Source organism: Streptomyces sp. ID05-39B (assembly GCF_033794725.1).
GTDB classification, from domain to species: Bacteria; Actinomycetota; Actinomycetes; order Streptomycetales; family Streptomycetaceae; genus Streptomyces; species Streptomyces bobili.
On the sequence record NZ_JARGEF010000002.1, the window covers coordinates 1 to 22,572 of the forward strand.

The 22,572-nt window shown below is 66.4% G+C and carries 13 protein-coding genes and 4 pseudogenes; 10 read left to right on the forward strand and 7 right to left on the reverse strand.

The genetic code is table 11. The annotated features are described in order from the left end of the window. Nucleotides 1–249: pseudogene (locus P1P75_RS00750) on the reverse strand (DNA-directed RNA polymerase subunit alpha); the annotation flags it as partial. Nucleotides 250–716: 467 nt separating this feature from the next. On the opposite strand from P1P75_RS00750, the pseudogene P1P75_RS00755 reads away from it, so the two are divergent. Continuing rightward, nucleotides 717–1,127, forward strand: a pseudogene (locus P1P75_RS00755) (toll/interleukin-1 receptor domain-containing protein); the annotation flags it as partial. Nucleotides 1,128–1,585: 458 nt separating this feature from the next. Here P1P75_RS00755 and P1P75_RS00760 read toward each other — a convergent pair. Next, complete coding sequence (locus tag P1P75_RS00760; RefSeq protein WP_319250880.1) at nt 1,586–3,061, reverse strand: non-reducing end alpha-L-arabinofuranosidase family hydrolase; 1,476 nt, start codon at nt 3,059–3,061, stop codon at nt 1,586–1,588. Nucleotides 3,062–4,074: 1,013 nt separating this feature from the next. Between P1P75_RS00760 and P1P75_RS00765 the strand changes: the two genes are divergently transcribed. Together P1P75_RS00765 and P1P75_RS00770 are read left to right on the forward strand one after the other, a co-directional pair. Further along, entirely contained in the window at nt 4,075–5,505 is a 1,431-nt protein-coding gene (locus tag P1P75_RS00765) for an endo-1,4-beta-xylanase (RefSeq protein ID WP_319250882.1), read from the forward strand. A 104-nt stretch (nt 5,506–5,609) separates the two neighbouring features. Then, entirely contained in the window at nt 5,610–6,911 is a 1,302-nt protein-coding gene (locus P1P75_RS00770) for an RICIN domain-containing protein (protein ID WP_319251121.1), read from the forward strand. A 960-nt stretch (nt 6,912–7,871) separates the two neighbouring features. On the opposite strand, the gene P1P75_RS00775 is transcribed toward P1P75_RS00770, so the two are convergent. Then, entirely contained in the window at nt 7,872–8,633 is a 762-nt protein-coding gene (locus tag P1P75_RS00775; RefSeq protein WP_369076323.1) for a transposase family protein, read from the reverse strand. Between the two features lie 11 nt (nt 8,634–8,644). On the opposite strand from P1P75_RS00775, the gene P1P75_RS00780 reads away from it, so the two are divergent. The 5 genes from P1P75_RS00780 to P1P75_RS00800 all read left to right on the forward strand — a co-directional run bounded on the left by P1P75_RS00780 (nt 8,645) and on the right by P1P75_RS00800 (nt 15,365). Further along, complete coding sequence (locus P1P75_RS00780) at nt 8,645–9,421, forward strand: hypothetical protein (RefSeq protein WP_319250884.1); 777 nt, start codon at nt 8,645–8,647, stop codon at nt 9,419–9,421. A gap of 113 nt (nt 9,422–9,534) precedes the next feature. Further along, nucleotides 9,535–9,759 carry a hypothetical protein gene (locus tag P1P75_RS00785; RefSeq protein ID WP_319250886.1) on the forward strand — a complete coding sequence of 75 codons (225 nt, stop codon included), beginning with the start codon at nt 9,535–9,537 and terminating at the stop codon, nt 9,757–9,759. A 107-nt stretch (nt 9,760–9,866) separates the two neighbouring features. Beyond that, nucleotides 9,867–11,054, forward strand: coding sequence for a hypothetical protein (locus P1P75_RS00790; RefSeq protein ID WP_319250888.1), 1,188 nt, complete (start codon nt 9,867–9,869; stop codon nt 11,052–11,054). 263 nt (nt 11,055–11,317) lie between these two features. Next, nucleotides 11,318–11,974, forward strand: a complete 657-nt coding sequence (locus P1P75_RS00795) for a hypothetical protein (protein ID WP_319250890.1) — start codon at nt 11,318–11,320, stop codon at nt 11,972–11,974. Continuing rightward, a complete protein-coding gene (locus P1P75_RS00800; RefSeq protein WP_319250892.1) occupies nt 11,967–15,365 on the forward strand; it encodes a hypothetical protein in 3,399 nt (1,132 codons plus the stop codon). Before P1P75_RS00795 ends, P1P75_RS00800 begins: the two co-directional genes overlap by 8 nt. Before the next feature lie 190 nt (nt 15,366–15,555). On the opposite strand, the gene P1P75_RS00805 is transcribed toward P1P75_RS00800, so the two are convergent. Continuing rightward, on the reverse strand, nt 15,556–15,939 hold the full coding sequence (locus tag P1P75_RS00805; protein WP_319250894.1) for a hypothetical protein: 384 nt from the start codon (nt 15,937–15,939) through the stop codon (nt 15,556–15,558). 88 nt (nt 15,940–16,027) lie between these two features. On the opposite strand from P1P75_RS00805, the pseudogene P1P75_RS00810 reads away from it, so the two are divergent. After that, a pseudogene (locus P1P75_RS00810) lies at nt 16,028–16,516 on the forward strand (transposase); the annotation flags it as partial. Nucleotides 16,517–17,216: 700 nt separating this feature from the next. On the opposite strand, the gene P1P75_RS00815 reads toward P1P75_RS00810, so the two are convergent. Then, a complete protein-coding gene (locus P1P75_RS00815; protein WP_319250896.1) occupies nt 17,217–17,861 on the reverse strand; it encodes a hypothetical protein in 645 nt (214 codons plus the stop codon). 1 nt (nt 17,862) lies between these two features. Continuing rightward, nucleotides 17,863–20,283, reverse strand: a complete 2,421-nt coding sequence (locus tag P1P75_RS00820; protein WP_319250898.1) for a glycoside hydrolase domain-containing protein — start codon at nt 20,281–20,283, stop codon at nt 17,863–17,865. A 168-nt stretch (nt 20,284–20,451) separates the two neighbouring features. Here P1P75_RS00820 and P1P75_RS00825 point away from each other — a divergent pair, with 168 nt between their 5' ends. Next, nucleotides 20,452–21,012 (forward strand): peptidoglycan-binding domain-containing protein, encoded by a 561-nt coding sequence (locus tag P1P75_RS00825; protein ID WP_319250900.1) that lies wholly within the window; start codon nt 20,452–20,454, stop codon nt 21,010–21,012. A 16-nt stretch (nt 21,013–21,028) separates the two neighbouring features. On the opposite strand, the pseudogene P1P75_RS00830 reads toward P1P75_RS00825, so the two are convergent. Next, nucleotides 21,029–22,135: pseudogene (locus P1P75_RS00830) on the reverse strand (protein kinase); the annotation flags it as partial. Nucleotides 22,136–22,572: the final 437 nt, after the last annotated feature.

A 22,572-nucleotide genomic window follows, 5' to 3' on the forward strand; every position in this document is an offset into this window, starting at 1 on the left:
GAGCTGCTTGATGTTGAGGATCAGGTCGGTGACGTCCTCCTTGACGCCCGGCACGGTGGTGAACTCGTGCAGGACACCGTCGACACGGATGGACGTGACAGCCGCACCCGGGATCGAGGACAGGAGCGTGCGGCGGAGAGAGTTGCCGAGGGTGTAGCCGAAGCCCGGCTCCAGCGGCTCGATCACGAACCGGGAGCGGAACTCGTCGACGACCTCTTCGGTCAGTGACGGACGCTGAGCAATCAGCACGGGGTGTTGCCTCCAGTGGTTTGGCGCCCGCTATGTGACGCCGTAGACAGCATCAAGGGTACGGGCGATACAGGCGTGACGGTCTCAGCGGCGCCCGAACCGGCGGTCGCCCCTACTCGGAGACCAGATTTTCGGGGCTCTCCAGGCCCCGCACGGCGCCCACGGAGCGGGACTCTCCCGGCACGCACCGCGCCCACGGACGCTTCTGTTCTGCCCGGACGAGGGAGTGATCGGCGTCGAGGCGGAGCCGGGACGCGTGTGGTCCATGACCTTGCCGGCAGCGCTCCTGACCGGCTCTCCGCCGCGCTGGGTCCGGGAGCGGCCGCATGCGATCCGACGGCGCGGAGCAACCCTGTCGCCCGATCGTGCGTGCGTACCGCGGCGCCGCTCTCAAGCAGTGCGCCAGGAAGCCGGTTGACGGCATGAATGACTGCGGAACCGCCAGGCCCGCGGGTAATCTTCCCGGCATGGGGCCCGACGAGTGGGGGTTGGCGGCAGGCATCGTCGGTGCGGTCGCCGCGGTGGTCTCGACCGGCTTCGAGGTTCGTGGGCGGCTGGCCCGCAGACGAACTCCCGCCCCTCCCGTAGTGGACCCGGGCGGCAGTTACGACGTGTTCATCTCCTACGCCGAAGCGGACGGCGGGTCGGCGGAAACACTCGCCTCCCGGCTGCGCGCGGAGGGGCTGCGCGTCTTTCTGGACAGGTGGATCGGCCCCGGTCTCGTGGAGAGCCTGGAAAAGGAAGCGGCCCTGCACGCCTCGGCCAACGGACTCCTGGTCTTCAGCGTCGCGACCATGAACGACGCCGCGATCCGTGACGAATACGCGGCCCTGCTCCAGCGTGTGCACTCGGGCGGTCGCCGCTTCATCCCGGTACTGGTGGAGGACGTGGACCTGCCGCCCTTCGCCCGTATCCGCAGGCCGGTGGATCTGCGGGACCCACCTCTCCGCCTATCTCGAGACGCAGCCGATCGCGCGACTGGAGGAGCTGATGGACAAGATGCGGAGCCTGCACGGCGCGGCCGGCTTCGACGGCGAGCCCCGGCCTTCGCTGACGGAGCGGGACACCCAGGGGGATGCCACGTAGGGCGGCGGGCGGCGGGCAGCGCGTCTCCGGTCGCCCCGGCCCGGTCGCCCCGGCCCGGCCGTCGCGCGACCGCTCCCTTCGGGCGGTGCCCGAGGGCCCTGGGGCTGGAGAGCGTTGCCCGGTCTCGCGTTCCGTCGCCGATCGAGCGCCGACGTTGTCGCGTGACCGGGCGGGCTCGGCCTTCCGCCGAGCCCGCCAGGCCGGCTCCATCGCGGAGCCGGATCCACGTCACGTCGTCAGCGTCACGTCGTCAGCGCTGCAGCGTCAGCAGACCTGGCCGGTAGGGCCACTGGCCGTATTCGCCTCCGGAGTTGGGGTCGCGTCCCTGGTAAAGGAACTGCAGGTTGCAGGGATCGACGGTGAAGGTCTGATCGGCGCTGGTGCGGATCAGTTCGCCATGGCTGATGTCGTTGGTCCAGGTGGCGCCACTGTTGGCCTTGCCGGCGAAGGGGTTGCTCTGGGTCCCGGCCTGGGGTGTCCATGTGCCGTTCAGACTGGTGGCCGTGAACGAGCGGAAGAAGCGGCCCTGCGCGCTCTGCGCCTCGACGATCATGAGGTAACGGTCCTGGCCCTGGAGCTTGTAGACCTGCGGCGCTTCGAACAGGTTGTTCGTCGTATCGCTCATGATCGTTGTGTAGTTCGAGCCGAAACTGCTCGGGAAGTTCCCGATCGGCATGCTGGCCCGGTAGATCTTGCCGTTGTCACCGGCGAAGAACAGGTACATGTTCGTGCCGTCGGCGATGAGCGTCTGGTCGATGGGGCCTGTTCCGGAGCCGGTGATGCTTCCGGAGAAGAGCACCTGCTGTGACGACCAGCCATTGGGGTTGGTGGGGTCGCTCGACGTCCGGTAGGAGAAGGCGCTCCCGCCTCCCCACTGGTAGGCGAGCACCCAGATGTTCTTCGGCGCGAAGTAGAAGAGCGTGGGCGCCACGACGGAGTTCGACATCGTGTTCTGGCCGGCCGAGGCCATCTCCGACCAGTTGCTGAACAGGTTGAAGTTCATCGAGCCCCAGCCCGATCCCGGTCCCGAGCCGTGCGTCGTCGCATAGACGAGATGCTTGCCGTTGTACGGGGCGACGGTGAAGTCCTTGAGCGAGGCCCACCCGGCCTTGGGCTGGGCCAGCGCGCCCGTCGAGGTCCAGCGGTAGGTCGACGGAAGAGCGCACGTGCCGGGGTTGCCGCCGCCGGCCTTGACGAGCTGCCACTGCTGGTTGGTGCCGCCCCAGTCGTCGTACTGGACGATGTTCGCGTTGTCGGCGGTGGAGGCGCCCTGCACCTCGAGGGCCTTGCCGCTGTGGCGCGAGATGAGCCTTACGTAGCCGTCCGCGCTGTCGGCCAGCCGCCACTGCTGGTTGGTGGCGTTCAGGTCGGTCCACTGGACGATCGCGCCGCCGTTCGCGGTGGACCAGTTGTGGACGTCCAGCACCTTGCCCGAGAGGCGGGACTTGATGCGGTAGTAGCCACCCCCGGAATCGACGAACTGCCACTGCTGCTGGCTCTGGTTGTTCCTGGTCCACTGGGTGATGCGGGCGCCGTCACCGGTCGCCATGTTGTAGAGGTCGAGGGCCTTGCCGCTGGTGCGGTTGACCAGCACATACGAGGCGTTGGGTTCCACGGTCGCCGCCTCGGCCGGCTGGGCGCCGAGGAAGGCAGCCACGAGCAGGAAGGGTGCAAGGACGGCGAGTAACCGTCTTGGACGGACCGGGGACAGGTGGCGAAACCACATCAGAGGGTCTCCTTTGGGGGTGGGGGGTGAGGTGACCCCGATGAACCGCGGAGCGGACGCGCCGGGGGACAGGGACTCCGGGTACAGGGGCAATCTCGAAAGTTTCGAAGAATTCCCGGATGCTTCGACGCCACAAGCTAGGAATGTGGAGCCCTTTGGTCAAGGCCTGTCACTGATCTGTCCACAAACAGCGCCTCCGCGCCCTGGACGGCGAGCGGGGGTCGTCGCGGTCGGCACCGCCTCCGGCGCAGTGGGTCTGACGAGCCGTCGCGCCGACCGTGACCACGCCGGAACGCCCGGATGCAGCTCGCCATTCCGAGGCGTCAGTGCTGAGGAGAAAGGGCGAACAGTCGGCGTCCGCACACTCGTCCAGGCCCCGCCCTCGGCGCCGGGTCGACGGCATTCGCCGACAGCGGGGCGGAGGTTCGCCTTCCGGCCCACCCCGATGCCGGAAAGTTTCGGGCGGGAAACCGAAAGTTTTCCTGCGGGGAGTATTGACGATCCATCGTCAACTCCTCAATCATCCGTGTCTGAGAAACCGGCTCCAGTTCGAAATGTCGAACCTTGTGGGCCCTGGGCAATCTGTGCTGTACGGCAGACCAGTTCCACGCAGAGCCGCACGACAGAGCCGCACGAAGAGCCGCACGACAGAGCCGCGCACCACAGCACCTGCGCCACCCGTTTCCGGTGAGGTCCGCACCAGCGCATCCTGACTCTTCGCCCAGGCGGAGAGGCATGCGACGCCGCGTGGTGGTCCCCCGGTCGAGCCGCGATGGAGCACCCCCCATGCCTGTCTCGAAACACAGCAGCCGCCCGCCGCCCGCCGTACCGCACCCGACGGTGGACCGGGTGCCGTCCGTGTCCGTCGAGCCCGTCCCGGTCCCATGACCGCCAGGTCCGGTGATTCCCTGCTGCCCGGTTCCGGTCAGCCCCGTCCGTCTGCCGAACGGGAGCGGACGAAACACTCCGCTGCGCTTCGGTCCCTCCCCGATGTCTACCTTGGAGGCACAGCCATGGGCTCGTATGCCCTTCCCAGACCCGTTGTCCGCCGGAAGATCCGCGGCCTGGTGCTGGCGCTGGTCGTCGGTGTCCTCGGTGCGGGCGGCGCACTGGTCGCGCCGCCGACCGCACAGGCCGCCGAGAACACGCTCGGCGCCGCGGCGGCGCAGAGCGGCCGCTACTTCGGCACCGCCATCGCCTCGGGCAGGCTGGGCGACTCGGCGTACACGGCGATCGCGGGCCGTGAGTTCAACTCGGTGACGGCCGAGAACGAGATGAAGATCGACGCCACCGAGCCCCAGCGTGGCCAGTTCAACTTCACCGCCGGTGACCGCGTCTACAACTGGGCGGTGCAGAACGGCAAGCAGGTGCGCGGCCACACCCTGGCGTGGTACTCCCAGCAGCCCGGCTGGATGCAGAGCCTCAGCGGCAGCAACCTGCGCCAGGCGATGATCGGCCACATCAACGGCGTGATGGCCCACTACAAGGGCAAGATCACCCAGTGGGACGTCGTGAACGAGGCCTTCGACGACGGCAGTTCGGGAGCCCGCCGCGACTCCAACCTCCAGCGCACCGGCAACGACTGGATCGAGGTCGCCTTCCGCACCGCGCGCGCCGCCGACCCGGCCGCCAAGCTCTGCTACAACGACTACAACGTCGAGAACTGGACCTGGGCCAAAACCCAGGCCATGTACGCCATGGTCCGAGACTTCAAGCAGCGCGGCGTGCCGATCGACTGCGTCGGCTTCCAGTCGCACTTCAACAACGGCAGCCCCTACAACAGCAACTTCCGCACCACCCTGCAGAACTTCGCCGCACTCGGCGTCGACGTGGCCATCACCGAACTCGACATCCAGGGCGCCTCGGCCACGACCTTCGCCAACGTGACCAACGACTGCCTGGCCGTCCCGCGCTGCCTCGGCATCACCGTCTGGGGTGTGCGCGACACCGACTCCTGGCGACCGGAGCACTCGCCGCTGCTGTTCAACGGCGACGGCAGCAAGAAGGCCGCCTACACCGCGGTCCTCAACGCGCTCAACGGCGGTACCACCACGCCGCCTTCGGGTTCCGGACAGATCAAGGGCGTCGGTTCGGGCCGCTGCCTGGACGTGCCCGGCAGCAGCACCACGGACGGCACCCAGCTCAACCTGTGGGACTGCCGCAGCGCCACCAACCAGCAGTGGACGTACACCGCCGCCGGCGAACTCAGGGTCTACGGCAACAAGTGCCTGGACGCCGCCGGCACCGGCAACGGCACCAAGGTCCAGATCTACAGCTGCTGGGGCGGCGACAACCAGAAATGGCGCCTCAACTCCGACGGATCCATTGCCGGCGTCCAGTCCGGCCTCTGCCTCGACGCCGTCGGGGCCGCCACCGCCAACGGCACCCTGATCCAGCTCTACACCTGCTCCAACGGCAGCAACCAACGCTGGACCCGCACCTGATGGCACCTGCCATGAACGAAGGAAGGGGTGAATCGATGAACACCTGCGGTGCGGCTTCCCCCGCCCCTCCACGAAAACACCGCTGGTGGTCCCGGGTCGCCGCCGTGGTGGCGACGGCCCTCGCGATCGGCATGCTCGCCGCGGTGAATCCGTCGCCCGCCGAGGCGGCGACGGTGGACACCAGTGCCTGGTACGTCCTGGTCAATCGCAACAGCGGCAAGGCGCTGCACGTCACCGGCGCCTCCACCGCCGACGGCGCGCGGGTCAGCCAGCGGACGCGCGACGACGGAGCCAGCCAGCAGTGGCAGTTCGTGGACTCCGGCGGCGGCTTCTACCGTCTCAAGGCCCGGCATTCGGGCAAGGTTCTCGACGTGGCCGGCGCCTCGACCGCGGACGGTGCCGCGATCCAGCAGTGGGCCGACCACAACGGGGCCAACCAGCAGTTCCGCCTGGCCGACAGCTCGGACGGCCACGTGAGGCTCGTCTCGCGCCAGAGCGGCAAAGCGGTGGAGGTGCAAGGCGCCTCCACCGCCGACGGCGGCAACGTCGTCCAGTACACCGACTGGGGCGGCGCCAACCAGCAATGGCAGATGATCAGGCTGTCGTCAGGTGGCGGCGGCGGATGCGGTAGCAGCCCGACACTGGCGAGCGGTACGCACACGATGCAGAGCGGAGGCAAGAGCCGCAGCTTCATCCTCAGGGTTCCCGCCAACTACGACAACAGCCACCGCTACCGGCTGATCTTCGCGTTCCACTGGCGGGGCGGAACCGCCGGCGAGGTCGTCTCGGGCGGCACGAGCGGGAACGCCTGGTCCTACTACGGCCAACAGGAACAGTCGAACAACGGCGCGATCCTCGTCGCCCCCCAGGGCCTCGGCAACGGCTGGGCCAATTCGGGCGGTGAGGACATCACCTTCGTCGACGACATGATCCGGCGCATCGAGGGCGGTCTCTGCGTCAACCCGGCGCAGCGCTTCGCCACGGGATTCAGCTGGGGCGGCGGGATGAGCTACGCACTCGCCTGCAGCCGGGCGAACGCCTTCAGGGCCGTCGCCGTCATTTCCGGCGCCCAGATCAGCGGGTGCGACGGAGGCACCCAGCCCATCGCCTACTTCGGAATCCACGGCGTCAGCGACTCCGTCCTCAACATCGCGCAAGGACGGTCCCTGCGCGACAGATTCGTCAGCAACAACGGCTGCACCGCTCAGAACCCGCGCGAGCCGGCGCCGGGCAGCCGGACACACATCACCGTCACCTACGCGGGCTGCCGTGCCGGATACCCGGTCCAGTGGGCCGCCTTCGACGGAGGCCACCTACCGGGTCCGGTCGACGGTTCCTCCGGCGAAAGCGGCGTCGCCACCTGGACCAAGGCGGAGATATGGAGGTTCTTCGCACAGTTCCAGTGACCCGCCCGCACACCCGCACCAAGGAGTGGAGCCAGGAGGATCCTGGCTCCACTCCGCCGACTTCAGGCTCCGGAAGAATGTTGAGTCGAGCAGCGGACTCATAATCCGTCGGCCGTGGGTTCGAGTCCCACCCGCCCCACTTCAGTAGGTCTCTGACCTGCGGAAACGTTGATTTTTTCCTGTCGGATCGTCAACTTTGCCTGAACGGCCTGAATCCGCTGCTCGTGAGTTCGGCTCCGTTGCGGTTAGTGTTAGTGCACACCGCTCTGACCTGCACAGATGTCGCGCACCGGCGATGGGGCACGTTGCCGCGGGTGGCGTGTTCGAGGCCTTGGGTACCGGATTCTGGACGCTGGCTGGACGCGAGGATTCAGAAGTGCTGGCTGGGGACCTTCGAGTAGGCGGCTCTGCCGGGCCGGCGGGTGGGTATGCGCCGGCCCGAATGGGGTGTGGTCCGAGCTGGGATGCGAAAACGGCCCGTACTGGAAACGGCCCGGAGAGGACCGACAGACATGGCAGGAGCGGCCGGTCCGGGCGGTTCCCCGCCCACATGTAGCCGCACCGGTTTTCCTGCCCCATGCTTTCCCTCCAGGGCGGCGACGGCTGGCACTCAGGCGTGACGTGATCCGCTGCCCAGGCGTCGGTGGGCTCAGGTCGACTCCGGCGGAGTCGTGCAGAGGGGGCCGAAGGCTTGGTCCGCCGACAGAAGCTCGCCGTCATCGACTTCGACCGAGCAGTACGCAGCACCATCGAAGCAGGGACGGACCGGCCGAGGACGCAGTGCTGGCGGTCGGTCGGCGGGTCGCCTCTGTTGTCAGTGGCGGATCAGGCCCGCGTTTGACGGTCGCCAGCAGCGGGTTGGTGTCGATGGCGGTGACCCCGTCGAGGGCAGCCGGGCAAGATGGCTGGTTCCGCGAGCGTGGGGAAGGCATGGGCGAAGGCACTGGTCGGCCCTGTCACCTACCTTGTCGACCGAATGACGCATGACCATCGCCCGCGACCACCTGCGCGCCGCGGCATCGCATTGGATCTACTCGCCGCAGTGGCCCAGATCTTCGGACAGGACGGGGCAGTGGCCGGGGTGGGATTCCTGGTGGCCGAGGGGGTTGATGCCGGGGCCACCAGGTGCGCTCGTTCGGATTCCTCGCGCAGGCTCCGCCCGAAGGGCACTTCGGCTTCGGGGTAGCCGCAGATCTGCTGCCGGGCTCGGACGGCAGCGGCGATTGACGGCATTCGATTCGGGTTGCATCGGGACTTGCGGAAGATCCGCCACGACTTCAGTCGTGCGATGCCGCGCTCGACCGGTGTCCGTGCCGTGGACAGCGTGTGGTTGACGGTTTGCTGGGTCGGCGTGATGTCGCGGCCCGGTGGGCGTCTGGGGGTGTCGTCACCCAGGGGCCGGCTCCCGTGTAGGCGTGGTCGGCGAGAATCGGAACGCCCTGGCGCTCGCAGATCCGGATGATCCGGTGGGCGGGCCGCGGTGAGATCGTGCGTACGGCCGGGCAGCGTCGGCGAGATCCACAGCAGCCGCCCGAATGGGTCGGTCAACACCTGCCCGTTCAGCCCGTGCCGGCGGTGCTTGTGGGAGAAGTCGGCCCGACTGTCGCCGACTCGGTCGCACTCCGCCAGGGTGCCGTCCGGCAGGACGTAGTCGTGGTCGGACTCGCACAGGGGCACGCAGCAGGCCGGGCGCGCGGTTGGCGAGCAGAGTGGGGGTGACATGATGCGCGGTCATGGGAACGAGATACGACAGAGACGAGGCGTACATAGTCGGCCTGTGCGACCAGGTACTCGGCGAGACCGCCTTGACCCAGCACAAGTTCGACTGGCTGCTGGGGGATGCCGGTGCAGGCGGCCGGCAGGCCAAGCTGCCGGTCGACGCCTACTGGCCCGGCCACCAGCTCGTGGTCGAATACCGGGAACTGCAGCACGACCAGCCCATGCCCCACTTCGACAAGCCGGACAGACTCACCGTCAGTGGCGTTCACCGGGGCGAGCAACGGGCACTGTACGACGCCCGCCGCGATACGGAGATTCCCGCTCACGGACTGCGGCTGGTCGTGATCCGTCCGGCCGACCTCGATGCGGACAACCGAGGACGGCTGCGCCGCAACCAGGAGGCCGATCTGGCGGAGCTGCGGAAGATCCTGGCACGCGACAGTGACGAGGACCGAGTCGCCGATGCCTTCCGAACCTGGCTGCTCGCTGAAGGCTGGACACCGATCGATCCCACCGACCGCTGGACCGACCTCGAAGCCGTGCGCGGCGACGAGCGGCTGATCTGCGAAGCCAAGGGCCGCACCAGCGAGAAAGGCATCGACGCCGACATAGCCTATGGACAGCTGTTGCGTCGTATGACGAGCCAAGAACCGCAGATACGGTATGCCCTCATCGTTCCGTCCTCGGCCGTCAAAGCCGTCGAACGCGTTCCGGCGCACGTCCGCAGGATGCTGCGTATCGATGTGTACGAAGTGACAGACGACGACGTGGTGCATCAGCTGCTGGCGTAGACGGTTGCAATATTTCGCTGCTGCACATCCGTGCAACGCGGCCTGAGTCGCGTAGTTCGACAGCCGTGGAAGCGGTAGAACTACCCGTAGAACGGGTGACGATGCTCGGCCTTATGGAGGCCAACGCAATGGACTCGGACATGCTGGCCGCCCTCCGCGTGCTCCGGAATGTCACCGAAGACCGGATCCGCTGGCCCCCCAGCCACGCCAGTCCAGAAGCCCGGACCCCGGACTGGGGACCGTGGCGCGACGCCGAAGCCGTCGCCTACACCAAGCGGCGTGCCTTCGTCGACAGCGCGCGGCAGGTCCTGGAGACCGTCGCTGTGCCCACAGTGTGATACTCCAACGCGCCAGGCTCAGAAGGCAGTTGTCCCGTTGTTCCGGACGGGGCGCGTCACGATACAGCGAGGCTCTGATGAACTCTCCCGCAGCGAACAGTGCGAATTTGATCGACGATGGCCCTCAAGCCTGGCGCCTGTGGCGTGCCGCGACCGCAGGCGTCCCCAGCACAGAAGGCCGGGAATTCCTGCTCTACACCGACGCGCACCCCATCGGCGATACCGTCGACGGCCTCGGACCGTTTCAGATGTTCCCCACAATGGCCGACCTCATGAAGACCGCGCTGGCGCCGCGGATCGCCCTGCGGGTCCACTGGCGCGACCCCGGCGAAGCACCTGAACGCAGCAAGACAACGATCAAGAAGGAAGGCAGCAGATGGATTGCGCTGAACGCAGACGACGAGATCGCGTCCCTGCTCAGCCTGATCCTTGGCGTGCGGATTCGATCCGGCGGAAGAGTCCGTACCTTCACGGACGACGAACCCACGGGACGTCCGGCCTACGCGGAACACGCCATGCCAGCCCTCCCCGTCCCCGCATGGAACGCCCCGATACTGCCCGGGCTTGAGGACATGCGAGTTCCCCTCCCCTACGTGAAAAGGCTTCTGCCCCGCTATCCACAGCTGAAAGCCCAAGAGGCCGTCACTCTCGTACGAGCAGCACGCCACTACGCCACCGCCCTATGGGTGGCGGACAACGACCCCGAGCAAGCTTGGCTCCAACTGGTATCGGCGAACCCCGCTGAACTGTTCGCCGAGACCTACCCCGACGCGGCCGAGCTGGTGCGCGGAAGCGGCGGCGACGAACTCCTCGCCAAGGTCGCCAAGCACTTCAAGGGCCTGATCGGAGCCAGCCGCGGCTTCCTGGACTTCGTAGAGAAGTACAAGCCGGAGCCGCCGAGTGAGCGCCCCCCGACAGCCGTGAATCGCAATCTTTGGGACGACAGCGGCGCCCTCACCCCGAGCTCCCCCGAAACCGTCACCCCCGTGGAAACACGCGCGGACTGGGACAACCTACGTCCAACCCTCAAGACGATCTACCGCCACCGCTCTGCCCTCCTCCACAGCGGTACCCCGTTCCCTGCGGACCTGTGCCTCCCCCCGAACAGGATTGACGGAATCGCAGCTGAGCGTCCCCTTGGCCGACAGTCCTCCGTCGGCACCACCACCTGGACCGCCGCCGACACTCCCATCCACCTTCACACGTTCGCTCACCTCACCCGTGGCGCACTGCTGAACTGGTGGACCGCAAGCACGCCGGCAGATGATCCATGCATCCCTGCGGTTGGCGCCTGAGGGGAGCCTGCCGACTGGACTGCCGGGGCTCCAGGAGGAGGACTTCCGCAAGATCGCCTACATCACGCAGCGACGCGCCATCCACTATCCGGTCGGCTCGTTGGGTGGAACTGTGCCGGGCTGGTGAGACGCACGCCGATGCGATCAATCACGTGCTGATACATCCCCAGTGCCCTCGGGTGTTGTTACGCTCAGCGCCAACTCAAGACGTGGAGGCGAGGTTGGCGGGGCAGCCGACGGGTTCCGAAGACTACGAGAGTGTCTTGGAAGCTGTGATCGCGCCAGTTACTGAGGCGTACTACTCCCAACGGGTTCAGTCAGGGTTCAACGCGCGGGTGCGAGACCAAGCCGCCCAGTCCACCATCACACTGTTCGCTGGTGGGTTGATCGCAGCCTTGACCGTCACTACCTTGGCGGATCGAGGCAAGCTGACTCAGATTGTCGCAATCGCCACCGTCGGGCTATGGCTATTGGCAGCTCTGCTCTACATGCGAGCCGTGGCATTCCCCGTCGTAGACCTTCCTGGTCCTGACTACGTGACTAGCCGTGAGGCGCTGATCAGAAGCGTCCTTGAGAAGGCCAAGCATGAGGCCGAGAAGATCGACAAGAGGCAGGGGCATGCGAACTGGGTTGCGGCAGCCGCAGTCGCTATGAGCGTCCTCACCTTTGCTCTTGGCGTACTTGTGGGACCAGAAAAGGAATCTGCACATGGCACGGTTGTTCTGGAGCCTTCGTACAGGAATACATTGACGATGCTGTGCGGCGGAAAGACCGACCGAGTCGAAGGCATGGTCACCAAAGGTTCCCTGGGCACCCCATTCGTCGAGGTGAAGCCTACGAAGAACACATGCGGAGCCAAGAGCGGTGTCCTGCAGATTCCGCGTTCCGCCGTGAAAGCCGTGAGGTGGCAAGATGCCTGATTCGAACGCGATCGCTCACTTCCTGTGCATTGGGCCGCTGCCCGAGGACGCTGAGGTGTGTGAACGAGCACGGGCTGCAGCGTCCGCCGATCTGACACAGCTTCACAGCACAGGGCACAGGCTCGACGGGCTGTTCGTTCTGGGTACTGCGGGTGGATTGTCGGATTACGGGTATCCGGCAGCAAGGGAGTTTGTCGACTCACTCCTCCTTGACTGCCTCAACCACAGCGCCGACGGGGCGCTACCGATGGTCCTGGCCGCAGCAGGCTTGGGAGACCGCCGGATGGGCTCAGCAGGGCTCTTGCTGACCAAGGCCCTGACTGGAATGTGGGAGCAACTCGGATCCGAGCTGTGGAGCGGAGGGCTCACGGATGACGTCGTACGCCCCCTGGAATCCGAGGTGTTCCGGGATTTCCAGGAGTGGCATCAGAAGGTCTATCACGTCCTCCCCGGCAGGCACGCGGGGCTACTGCCCGGCGAGGGCGCACTGCGATGGGAGGCCGATGGCAGATCCATCGGCTTGGTCACAGTCAACACCGTCTTCCGGATGGTTTCCGCCGACGCCGACGATGGGATGGCAGGCTGCTCAGAGGAACAACTGAGGTGCGCAGTCGGTGAAGAGTTCGATGCCTGGGCCGGAAGCAACGATCTGACGCTCCTACTCGCCGGCCGTACGGGCAGCCTGCCTGATCTGTCGGGCCTCCCGTCACCGGTGTTGCCGCTCGCCGGGTCTGGAGACGAAGACGGGCTCTGGCGCGTGCTATCCCATGGCGCAGAATCTGTGCACCAGTTGCTGCGCGTGAACCTTGCACGCGACACGCGCCCCGAGGTCACCGATATTGGGACTGGCCACACACTTGCTCTGCAAGGACCTCGTTACCCCACGCCCGAAGCGGCGCCCGCACGTGCGACAGAGGACGCCTCTTCTCAAGAAGACTACGAGGAGGGCCCGCTACTCGACGCGTTCTACCAGCAGGCAGCCACAGGGCGGATGGTGCTCGTGCTGGTCTCCGGGCCGGAAGCCGACGGAGGTCCCATCGATACGGACGAGCTGAACCGCCGCCTAGCTCTGGCCGCATTCGGTGCAATGCCTCATCCGATCCCACCGTTGAAGGAGACCTGGGCAGCCGCCCGCGAGGAACTGACGGCTCAACAGCTCGAACACCACCTCCAGGCGCTGCGCGGCGCTCCGGACACCTTCCCGCAAGCCGCGCACCGGCTGCTTCAATCCCCCTGGTGGCGCATCTACGACTTCACAGGCTCTGACACCTTTGCCACCGCGGTCGCCCAAGTTCCGAAGCTGGCCGAAACTGTCTCCTTGGTCAATGCTGGCCAGGTCGGACCGGGAGACAAGAAGAGTGTCGTCGAAGTCATCGCAATGAACGGGACGGTCGGCAACACAACCGGGACTGTCGACTTCGGCGAGGTCCCCGTGAACGCCAGCGACCCTCGCAACCTATGGTTCCGGCAGTTCCAGGCAGAAGTGCTCATCAGGCCCACGCTGTTCATGGCGCTGTCACCCGACAGCGCGGCCCTGTGGGAAACACTCGCCATGACCGGCAGACTTTCAGGAGCGGAGGAGTTTCCAGGCTTCATCGTCACATCCGACGGCGCCCTGGCCGATCGGGCGCGGTTGCGGCGGGCCGCTCTCAGCCACATCCGGCAGTCCCCCTTCACCTTCTCGACCCATTGTCTGCCGTCCGGCCACCAAAGCCTCGTCGAGGGCCAGCGGTTGCTCGCACAGACCTACGCTGGCGAACGCAAGGGCACGGGCGTGGCTCGAGTGGCGACATTGGTGAGTGAAGCGTCGAAGGGAAGCCGCGGATTCCTGGAAGGCCGGGACGCAGCGTGGGGCGACATCATCGACAAGGTAGCCGCCGAGCTATCTATAAAGGACGCGTTGGAAGACGCTGGGCGGCCAAGCTCGGGCAGCCGTGCCCCGATCGTCCTACTCAAGGGCAGCGCCGGGTCGGGCAAGACCACAGCTTTGATGCAATACGCCTATCGTCTGCACACGATGGGGAAAAACGTCGGCTGGGTGGACCGTGACGTATCGGTCTCCCGCCGGACCATCGAGACCCAGGCTCGAGAACAGAGACTGAATGCTATTTTCATCGACGATGTCGACATCTTCGGCAAGCAAGCGACTTCATTGCTCAAGAATCTAAGCAATGGAGGGAAAACCCTCGTCGTGGCGGCGATCCGCACGACCCGTGAACATGAGCTCGATGCCACTTTCACACCCGACGTCGTACATTCCGATACTCCACTGAATGACGACGATCTCAGGAACCTTATCAAGGTGCTCAAGAAAAATGGGCTCCTGGGAATTCTGAAGCAGCACCGATTTCCCCATCAGCGCATCAACAGGCTCCGCGCGATCTGCGAGAACAGCCTTCTGGCTGCAATGATCCAGGTGGTTACCGGAGAGCAGTTCGAGGAGAAGATTCGAAGTGAGTTCCAGCAGCTAGACAGCGAACAGCGGGCAGCGTATGCCACCGTTTGCCTCTTCGAGTCGGCCCTCGTCTACAAGCAGCGAGGAATTGACGAAGAGGATCTCTTGCTGATTGTCGCCTCATCAGCCGCGCCGACCAGACGGCACCGAGATGCCGTCTCCCAACTAGTCCGCATGGGCATCTTGGTGAGGGCCGCCGACGGTCGACTCCGTTGCCGCCAGCGGGCCATCGCCGACAGCGTCGTTGACTCAGTCCTCAGAGCCAATCTGGACCAACTGGCCTCCGTGGCCCGGCATCTTTTGGTGTTCTACGCGGCCCGGGCACGGAACATCCAAGACAATGACCATCCCATTCGCCGAGCCATGATCAAGCTGCTCAGCCACACTCTGATGCGTGACCTCAAGCTCCCCGTCGAAACCGTACGGGAAATCTACGACGCCGCGCACGACTCTTTGCAAGACGACCGCCACTATTGGCTGCAGCGAGGCTCGTTCGAGTTGGAGCACGGGCACCTGAGAATCGCCCGAAACCACCTGGAGACGGCTAAGGGGTGCGACGGGGGCGAGCAGGATCCCCTGGTGCGTACTACGAGTAGTGCGATCCATCTGAAAGCGGCAGCCGAGGCGTCAAAGAATCCAGGACTTGAGAGTGCCGCGGTTAACGCTGTTCATGACCTCCACGCCGTGACCAAACAATGTGGGGCGAGCGCGCCTCATAGCTACGCCATCTTGGCCCGTGAGGGTACCAGGTGGTTGGAAGCCTGCACCTCAACGCTCGCTGCCCAAGTCTTCTTGGATACGAAGACGCTGATCCTCGAAGTTATTGCAGAAGGTAAGGTGTTCTGTCGCAATAACCATCAATTCATGGATATCGCTGCCACATACGAGCCCGTACTGAAGAAGCTCCTTCCGAAAGGACCTGGTGTCCCTCTCTGACACGGCAGCTGTAGTTCCAGCGTCTGCACTGGTCAGTGTGTTGCCGGGGCGGGCGCGGGCATGAGGACGGCCACCGTGATCATGAAAGTTTGTGACAACGTATCAAGACGTGGTGGCCGTGGAAGCAACGATAGCCAGCGGCCGTGGGGCTAAGCGATGTCCCGTAAGTGGGTTCCGTGGGCGGTGGGCTTCAGAGAAAGACCAGATGGACGTCCTTCTCGATGCAGAGCCGCAGGACGCCCGCCAGCTGGTGGGCGTCCTCGATGTGTTGCTGGAGGAACTGGTCGCTGCCCTCCCGTGCCCACTGGTCGGTGATCGCCTCCAGCCGGACCAGAATCGACGCGCACTCGGCAGGAGAGAGGTCGTCACCGCCGTCATCCGGATGATCGAGGAGGGGTTCCAGAGCGGTGGACACCTCACTCCACGGGCGCTCGCCGCCGAAGCCCCACATCTCGGAGAGGACGATCCCTTCGGTCTCGGCCAGACGCCGCCGGAACGCGGCAAAGCCGCTGTAGGACCAGGAGACATCCAGACTGCTGGTGTCTCCGTCGCCCGGGAAAAGAACCAGCCCCATGTGCCCTCCCTGCTTTCCGAGCACACAGGATCGAGGACATGGGGCAGCGTCGGCAACTGGGATGATCTTGGTGTGGCTGGTGTGATCACGCACGAACCTGACCATGCGCCAGCTCGCACCGCTGTTCGGGGTGTCCAAATCAGCGGCCGCCCGGATCATCGACCATCTCGGGCCGATGCTCGCTCTCCAGCCCCGCAAGCGGTTCGCCAAGGACACCGTGCTCATCGTGGACGGCACCCTGGTCCCCACCCGGGACCACACCATCGCCGAGCGGTCGAAGAACTACCGGTACTCCACCAACCACCAGGTCGTCATCGACGCCGACAGTCGCCTGGTCGTCATAGTCGGCCGGCCGCTCGCCGGGAACCGCAACGACTGCAAGGCATGGGAGGAATCCGGCGCCAAGGCCGCCGTCGGCAAGACCCTCACGATCGCCGACGGCGGCTACCCGGGCACCGGACTCGTCATCCCGCACCGCCGCGAGCGCGGCCAGACCGAACTCCCGGACTGGAAAGAGGAACACAACAAGTCCCACAACCAGGTCCGCGCCCGCGTCGAGCACGTCTTCGCCCGCATGACCTCGAATCGCCCTCACCGGAAGCCCTGTTGAGGCTCGCGGGGCCGGGACCAGCGGTGATCGCACGATGGCTGGCTGCGGCACGCACCGGACGGCTCCAAGGCGGAGGCGACGGACCGTGATCGGCTACACCACGACCGGGGACACGACCCGTGCCGGGGGGCGGAGCCTCTGTGCGCTGGAAGGTGAATCCGCTGCGTGCGAGTTTCGAGGCCCACTTCCGAGCTGGGGTGGTCGTCTCGGCGTCCAGCTGGACCTGTCGATCCGGGAGGCGTTCGGGACGCAGGTTGGACACAAGGATCGGAAGAGACTGACAAGGGCCGGGAAGGGGTGAGGCATCAAACCCCTTCTGACCTGGGAAAATGGCCAAGATGAGCGTTGATCGACAAGGTCCGCCAAGATCCTCAAAGGACTCACAATCCGTCGGCCGTGGGTTCGAGTCCCACCCGCCCCACCAAGAAGAACCTTCTGACCTGCGGAAACGCCCCTGGAGGGGTGTTTTCGCGCGCAGCGGTCACCTCGCATCGGTGCAGCGGAACGGGCGCTCTCGTCGCTCTTCGGCCGCCGCCGACGTCCGGAAGCCCGCTGCTGCCCCGGCTTGTGTCACAGGGGTCGTACCTTGTTGACCTGCGGTTTTGGGTGGAGCGTGGGTGTTGACCGAGGCCGAGCTTCCATCGGCTCGAGCGCAGGACGACAGTCGTCAGTTCCTGCTCTGAGCCCTGGTCAGACGGCGGGCCTTCGCGCGGCGCTCCGGTGAGGCCGGGTCCTCCACCGCGCCGGGACGCGGGCCGTTGTGGTGCACGGCGCGGTCGCGGAAGGCCCGCGTGAGCTGGGTGAAAGGCTTCGCGTCCGGCCCGACGTCGATCTGGAAGTGACCCGCGGCGGCGGGGGAGAGGTCCGCACCCCAGCGCACCACACCACCGCAGTCGGCCAGGATGTCGCGGACCACCGCCTCCTGATGCGGCCACAGACCGTCACCCGCCCCGAGCAGCGCGATCGCACTGCCGGACAGGTAGTTCGACTCGTACGCGGCCCGAACGGCGCGGTCGGTACGGTGCCCCAGGACGTCCTTGGAACTGTGCAGCGGCACCACCTCGTAGTGCCAGCGTCTCGCGACATGCAGCAGCACCGCCGACGCCTCACGGTGCAGACGGACGGTGGCGGGGGAGCCCTCGATACGGAACGAAGCGATGTCATCCGGGTCGATGGCCCAGCCGTTGTCGCTGCGCCGCGCGCTCCACGTGCCGTCGGCCGCGACCGCGGGCCCGGTGAACACGCCGCCCAGCGCGGCGCCCGCGCCCAGAGCGCCGGCGGAGAGGAGGACGGATCGTCGTGTCAGTGTCATGTCATACACCCTTCTCGGCATCGGCGCGCTCCTCGAGCTCGAACGCGTAGGCGAGGACGAAGCTGTTGAGCAGGTTCACGGGGATGTTGGCCGGACGGTCCTCCGCGCCGAGGCTCCAGCCACCGCTCAAATACCAGGCGCCCCCTCGCACTTCGATGTCCGAGTTCACGCCGAGGAGCATGTTCTTGGCGAGGGTCTGCGCCCGCGCGATGTCGCTGCTGAAACGATCCCTGAAGAACAGCGTGTAGCGCCGCTGGCAGACCCGGTCACCGGCTGCCGGGCTGTCGGTGCCGTAGTAACGGGCGAACGCCGTGGGGAGATTGATCTCCTCCGCCCTGATGAGCCGCATGATGTTGAACGCGTCGGCATCCTGGACCCAGTCGGCGTTCGAGAACTTGGACGCGGTGTCACGCCGTCCCAGGTAGTCCTGGGCGTAGAGCATGGGGCTCGGGTACTGCTCCTTGGCCTGGCGCCATGCCTCGTAGAACGACGCGAGGTCACCGGCCCAGCCTCCCATGTCCCCCACCGTCACGCGGTCGGCGGTCCCCGGAGACCTCAGGCACATCTCCAGGGTCGCCATCAGGTGCTCCGTACCGGTGGGGGCCCCGGTCACCGGATCGGTGAAGTGCTTCCGGCCGGCGAGGGTGATCCCCTGCGCCGCCAGGTGCTCGATCCAGCCCTCGTCGATTCCTGATTCCAGGATCGCGCTCCAGGCGAGGTTGCTGTACTTTTCCTGCCGGAAGAACATGCAGACGAGCCGGTACGGGTCGACTGCCGGGTTGTACTTCAGGGCCTCCGTGAACAGGCGCTGGATGAGGTCGATGAAGTCCTGTGCGGGGGAGTGGGCGGGATTGAGCACGGACGTGCCCGGGTCGGAGAAGCGGCGCCACACGTTCCGGTCGATCTCCCAGGACTCGCCGAAACTTCCGCTGCCGTAGCTGAACGTGCCGTTGCGGATCTGGTTGAACGACCAGTTCGCGGGCAGCGGATAGCCGAGGTTGCCGGAGAACCCCCACGAGAGGCCGGCGACGAACGACCAGGTGGCTCCGACGCGGTGGGTGACGGTGCTGCACACGTTCCGGGAGCCGTAGACGCCGTAGGTGTAGCGGTTCGTCCGGCCCAGGGCCGCGCGTACGCCGCGGAAGTAGTCGATGACCACGTCCATGTCCGCCCCGGTGGCGTCGAAGTCCACGGCGAAATAGATACAGGTGCCGCGGCCGAACCCGAACTCCCGCGCCCTCTTCTCGGCCACGTCGCCTTGCTCGAAGCCCTTGGCGTACGTGAAGTTCCAGTTGTACCTGGCGTTCCACTGGAAGATCGGGTACACCTTCAGGCCACCGCGGATGATGTCGCTCAGCTCGGCACTGGTGAGCGCCTTCCCCTGGTAGTACGGATCCTCCGGGGGGAGGTGTTCGTCGAGGTATCGGCCCACGATCCGGAACCCGGCGTTGCTGAGCGCCTGCGCGCGGGCGAAGGTGAGCGGTTCCGCCTCGTCGCACGCGGTGGTCGCGCGGAACTCGTTGCCGGTGGAGACCAGGAGCTGCGCCCAGGTGTCGAAGTCCGACTTGCCGGTCAGGGAGAGCTGGCTGAACCTCTGGAAGGACCGGACGAAGCTCTCCGTCAGGTCGATGTACTCGCGGCGGATCGCCGCCGTGGTCTCGCCCTCGCCCTCGACGACCGGCGAGTTGAACACGCACAGGGCCGTGAACAGATGGACCAGGTCCCCGCTGCTGCCCACGCTCAGGGTGGGCTGCTCCTTGAGCTTCGCCTTGGTGTTCGCGCCGAAGTACCCGCCGATCTCCGAGCGGGGGATGCCGATCTCGAACTGGAGGGCCTTCATCACGGCCTGCTGCACATCACGCGAGTAGAAGCCGTCGCATGGACTGAGGTCCATGGTGGTGATGTCCTCGCCGTACACGTAGTTCAGATTCAGATGCTGCTGGAACTTACGGATCTCGTCGGTGCCGCCGGGGACGCGCTGGAACTGGTCCATCCGCAGGAGCGCCTTGATGAACTGCACGAGGAGCCTGGTGGGGATGTTGGACATGGTTGCGGCCGACGCCAGGCCGGCGTCACGGATCAGGTCGTTCATCGAGTCGGTGGTCGTCGAGGTCCACTGACTCGCCGTTGAAGCGCCGGGGTACCCCTTGCACCACAGGGCGTAGTTGACGATGCGGACGATGTTGGCGTTGGACTCGGACGGACGGATGCCGCCGCGTGCCACAAGCGCGTCGAACGTGCCCGGCCCGAAGTTCTGCACGGTCGGCGAGATCCCCAGCTCGTGCTGGAGGCCCTGGGTGAGGCTGAGTACCGTCTGCCATCCGGTGCTGCCGTCCTGGGCGCAGCGGACGTACCCGGCGGCCACGCCGTCGTAGGTCGCGTTCACCCATTGCTGGGCCGCGAGCACATTGGGATCTTCCATGCGATCTGTCCCCCGTTGGGTTCGTTCCGAGACCGGAAGGGCGCCACGACACCCCGCCGCCAGACCATCACCCATGACGGGAGCATGGGGAACCTCGAAAGTTGCAGGGTCCCTCCGGCGTCGCTTTGGGGAATCCTTTGGGCGGTAAGCGCAACAGGAGGGGATCACATGAGCATGCGCGGGAAGTGTTCACGGACGGCTGCGGTCGTCGTAGGCGCCGCTCTGGCGGCCACGCTGGGGCTGAGTGCCTCGCCGGCCTCGGCGAAGGCGTCCGATGGGTGGGTACGGGGGTACGACTATTCGATCGACGACTTCAACGACGAGGGAACCCTGTCCTCCTCCCTGGCCGAACACCGTGAGTCCAACGCCACGTGTATGTGGCAGCGCATCCTCTGGGCGGAGGGCGCGCTGACCACCACCGGGACGCCCTTCGGGGAGTCCTTCATCGACGGCCACTTCGGTAACGACACCACGACGGCCACGAAGTGGCTTCAGAGGTACTGGCATCTGGACGTGGACGGCAAGGTCGGCAACCAGACCTTCGGCTATGCCCACGTACACGTCTTCCAGACGGGCGGCAGCACCGACCGGGGTAAAACGCTGTACCTGGAGTACCGAGGCCGGAGCCACTCCTTCCCCATGCGCCGCAACACCGAGGGCAAGTACCTCTTCAAGGACGCCGACGGCAACTGGCGGCAGGCGGGGTACGACTACCGCACCTGCAGTTAGCCGTCGGCGCAAGGCGTCAGGCATCCTCCGCCTTGCGCAGCGCGCTCCATGTCGCTGGGCCGACCGTTCCGTCCGCGTCCAGGCCCGCCCGCTTCTGGAAGGTGATGACGGCTCCGTGCGTCATGGGGCCGAAGTCGCCGTCCACCTGGCCGACTTCGGTGACGCCGTGCAGGTACCGCAGCAGGCACTGGAGTTCACGGACCTGGCTGCCGCCGTCGCCGCGCTCGATGGTGAAGTCCCAGGTGCCGTTCTCGCCCGCGGTGTAGCCGCGGCCGTACTTCGTGTCCTCGTACACCGCGGGCTTCTCGCAGGTGGGTGGTGCGGACGCGGTGGCCGGGGGCTCGTCCCAGAGGGCGTAGGCCGCGGTCGTGGCGCTCAGCAGGGCCGCCGCCACGAGCGCGCCGACGAGTGTAGGGCGGCGCCGGGGGCGAAGACGCGGCAGGCGGGGCGAGCGGTCGGCGCCCGCGGCGTCCTCCACACGGCGCAGCAGCTCCTGTGCAGTGGGGCGTTCGGCGTGAGTGGCGGCCAGGCAACCCCGGACGATCTCCCGCCAGGCTTCCGGGAGTTCGGAGGAGAGCCGGAGCTCCTCGGCGCCGCGCGCGTAACGCGCCACCGCGTCGCAGCGGGCCTCCGTGGTGCTGCCCGGGAGCGGGAAGGTGCCGGTGAGGACGGTGTGCGCCAGGACACCGAAGGCCCATACGTCCGCCGACGGGCGGATACGGGTTCCCCGCTCGTCGATCTCCGGCCGGAGAAGTTCCGGCGGGGTGTAGTCGGGGGTCGCGAACGGAGGCGCGTACGCATGCGTGCCCTTGAGTTCGGCGGCCATGTTGAAGTCGGCGAGGCGCGCCGAAGAATCCTTCATCAGCAGGACGTTGGCCGGTTTCAGGTCGCCGTGCACCCAGCCAGCGTGGTGCAACTGGTGCAGGTCCTCGCAGATCTGCGCGAGCAGCGCCGGTCCCGCGTCCGGCTTCGGCGCCTGGTCGAGTACGGAGTCCAGGGAGCCCTCGGCCCGTTCCAGTACGAGGACGGTGGCGCCGTCGAGCTCCGGGCGGACGGGGTCGTCCACGGTCAGGGTGTCGTACATCCGGATCAGGCGCGGCGCGCGCAGCCTGCTCAGCAACTTGTCCGACACTTCGGCATCGTCGCAGGTGAGACGCGTCACTGAAATGGGTTCGAGTCCCACCCGCCCCACCTGCGCAGGTCTCTGACCTGCGGAAACGTTCATTCTTTCGGGTGGCGGAGCATCAACTCTGCCTGAACGGACTGAATCCACTGCTCGCGGGTTTGGGGTTGTGGCTGTCGGAGTCTCTTTCGAACTGGCCTGACCCGCACAGATGTGCTGCCGCCGTGGTCGGGGACGTTGCTGAATATGGCCGGTGCGAGCGGCTGGACGTCGAATTCGGGACGCTGGCAGGACACAGGGAAACGGAGGTGTCCGTTCCGATGCCGTGCCGTCGATGCCCGCCAAGGCTGGGCAGGGGCATCCGAGTGGTGGGGTGGCGCGAGGTTGGGCCTCGGCTCCGCTGATCACTGAGCCGCTGCTGAGGTCGGCCGGAGCGA

Excerpts from the sequence above, each read along its gene's own strand:
- P1P75_RS00815 (WP_319250896.1), bottom strand. The coding sequence starts at position 17,861 with ATGACACTGACACGACGATCCGTCCTCCTCTCCGCCGGCGCTCTGGGC.
- P1P75_RS00780 (WP_319250884.1), top strand. The coding sequence starts at position 8,645 with ATGGGAACGAGATACGACAGAGACGAGGCGTACATAGTCGGCCTGTGC.
- P1P75_RS00825 (WP_319250900.1), top strand. The coding sequence starts at position 20,452 with ATGAGCATGCGCGGGAAGTGTTCACGGACGGCTGCGGTCGTCGTAGGC.
- P1P75_RS00765 (WP_319250882.1), top strand. The coding sequence starts at position 4,075 with ATGGGCTCGTATGCCCTTCCCAGACCCGTTGTCCGCCGGAAGATCCGC.
- P1P75_RS00820 (WP_319250898.1), bottom strand. The coding sequence starts at position 20,283 with ATGGAAGATCCCAATGTGCTCGCGGCCCAGCAATGGGTGAACGCGACC.
- P1P75_RS00785 (WP_319250886.1), top strand. The coding sequence starts at position 9,535 with ATGGAGGCCAACGCAATGGACTCGGACATGCTGGCCGCCCTCCGCGTG.
- P1P75_RS00775 (WP_369076323.1), bottom strand. The coding sequence starts at position 8,633 with ATGTCACCCCCACTCTGCTCGCCAACCGCGCGCCCGGCCTGCTGCGTG.
- P1P75_RS00800 (WP_319250892.1), top strand. The coding sequence starts at position 11,967 with ATGCCTGATTCGAACGCGATCGCTCACTTCCTGTGCATTGGGCCGCTG.
- P1P75_RS00760 (WP_319250880.1), bottom strand. The coding sequence starts at position 3,061 with ATGTGGTTTCGCCACCTGTCCCCGGTCCGTCCAAGACGGTTACTCGCC.
- P1P75_RS00805 (WP_319250894.1), bottom strand. The coding sequence starts at position 15,939 with ATGGGGCTGGTTCTTTTCCCGGGCGACGGAGACACCAGCAGTCTGGAT.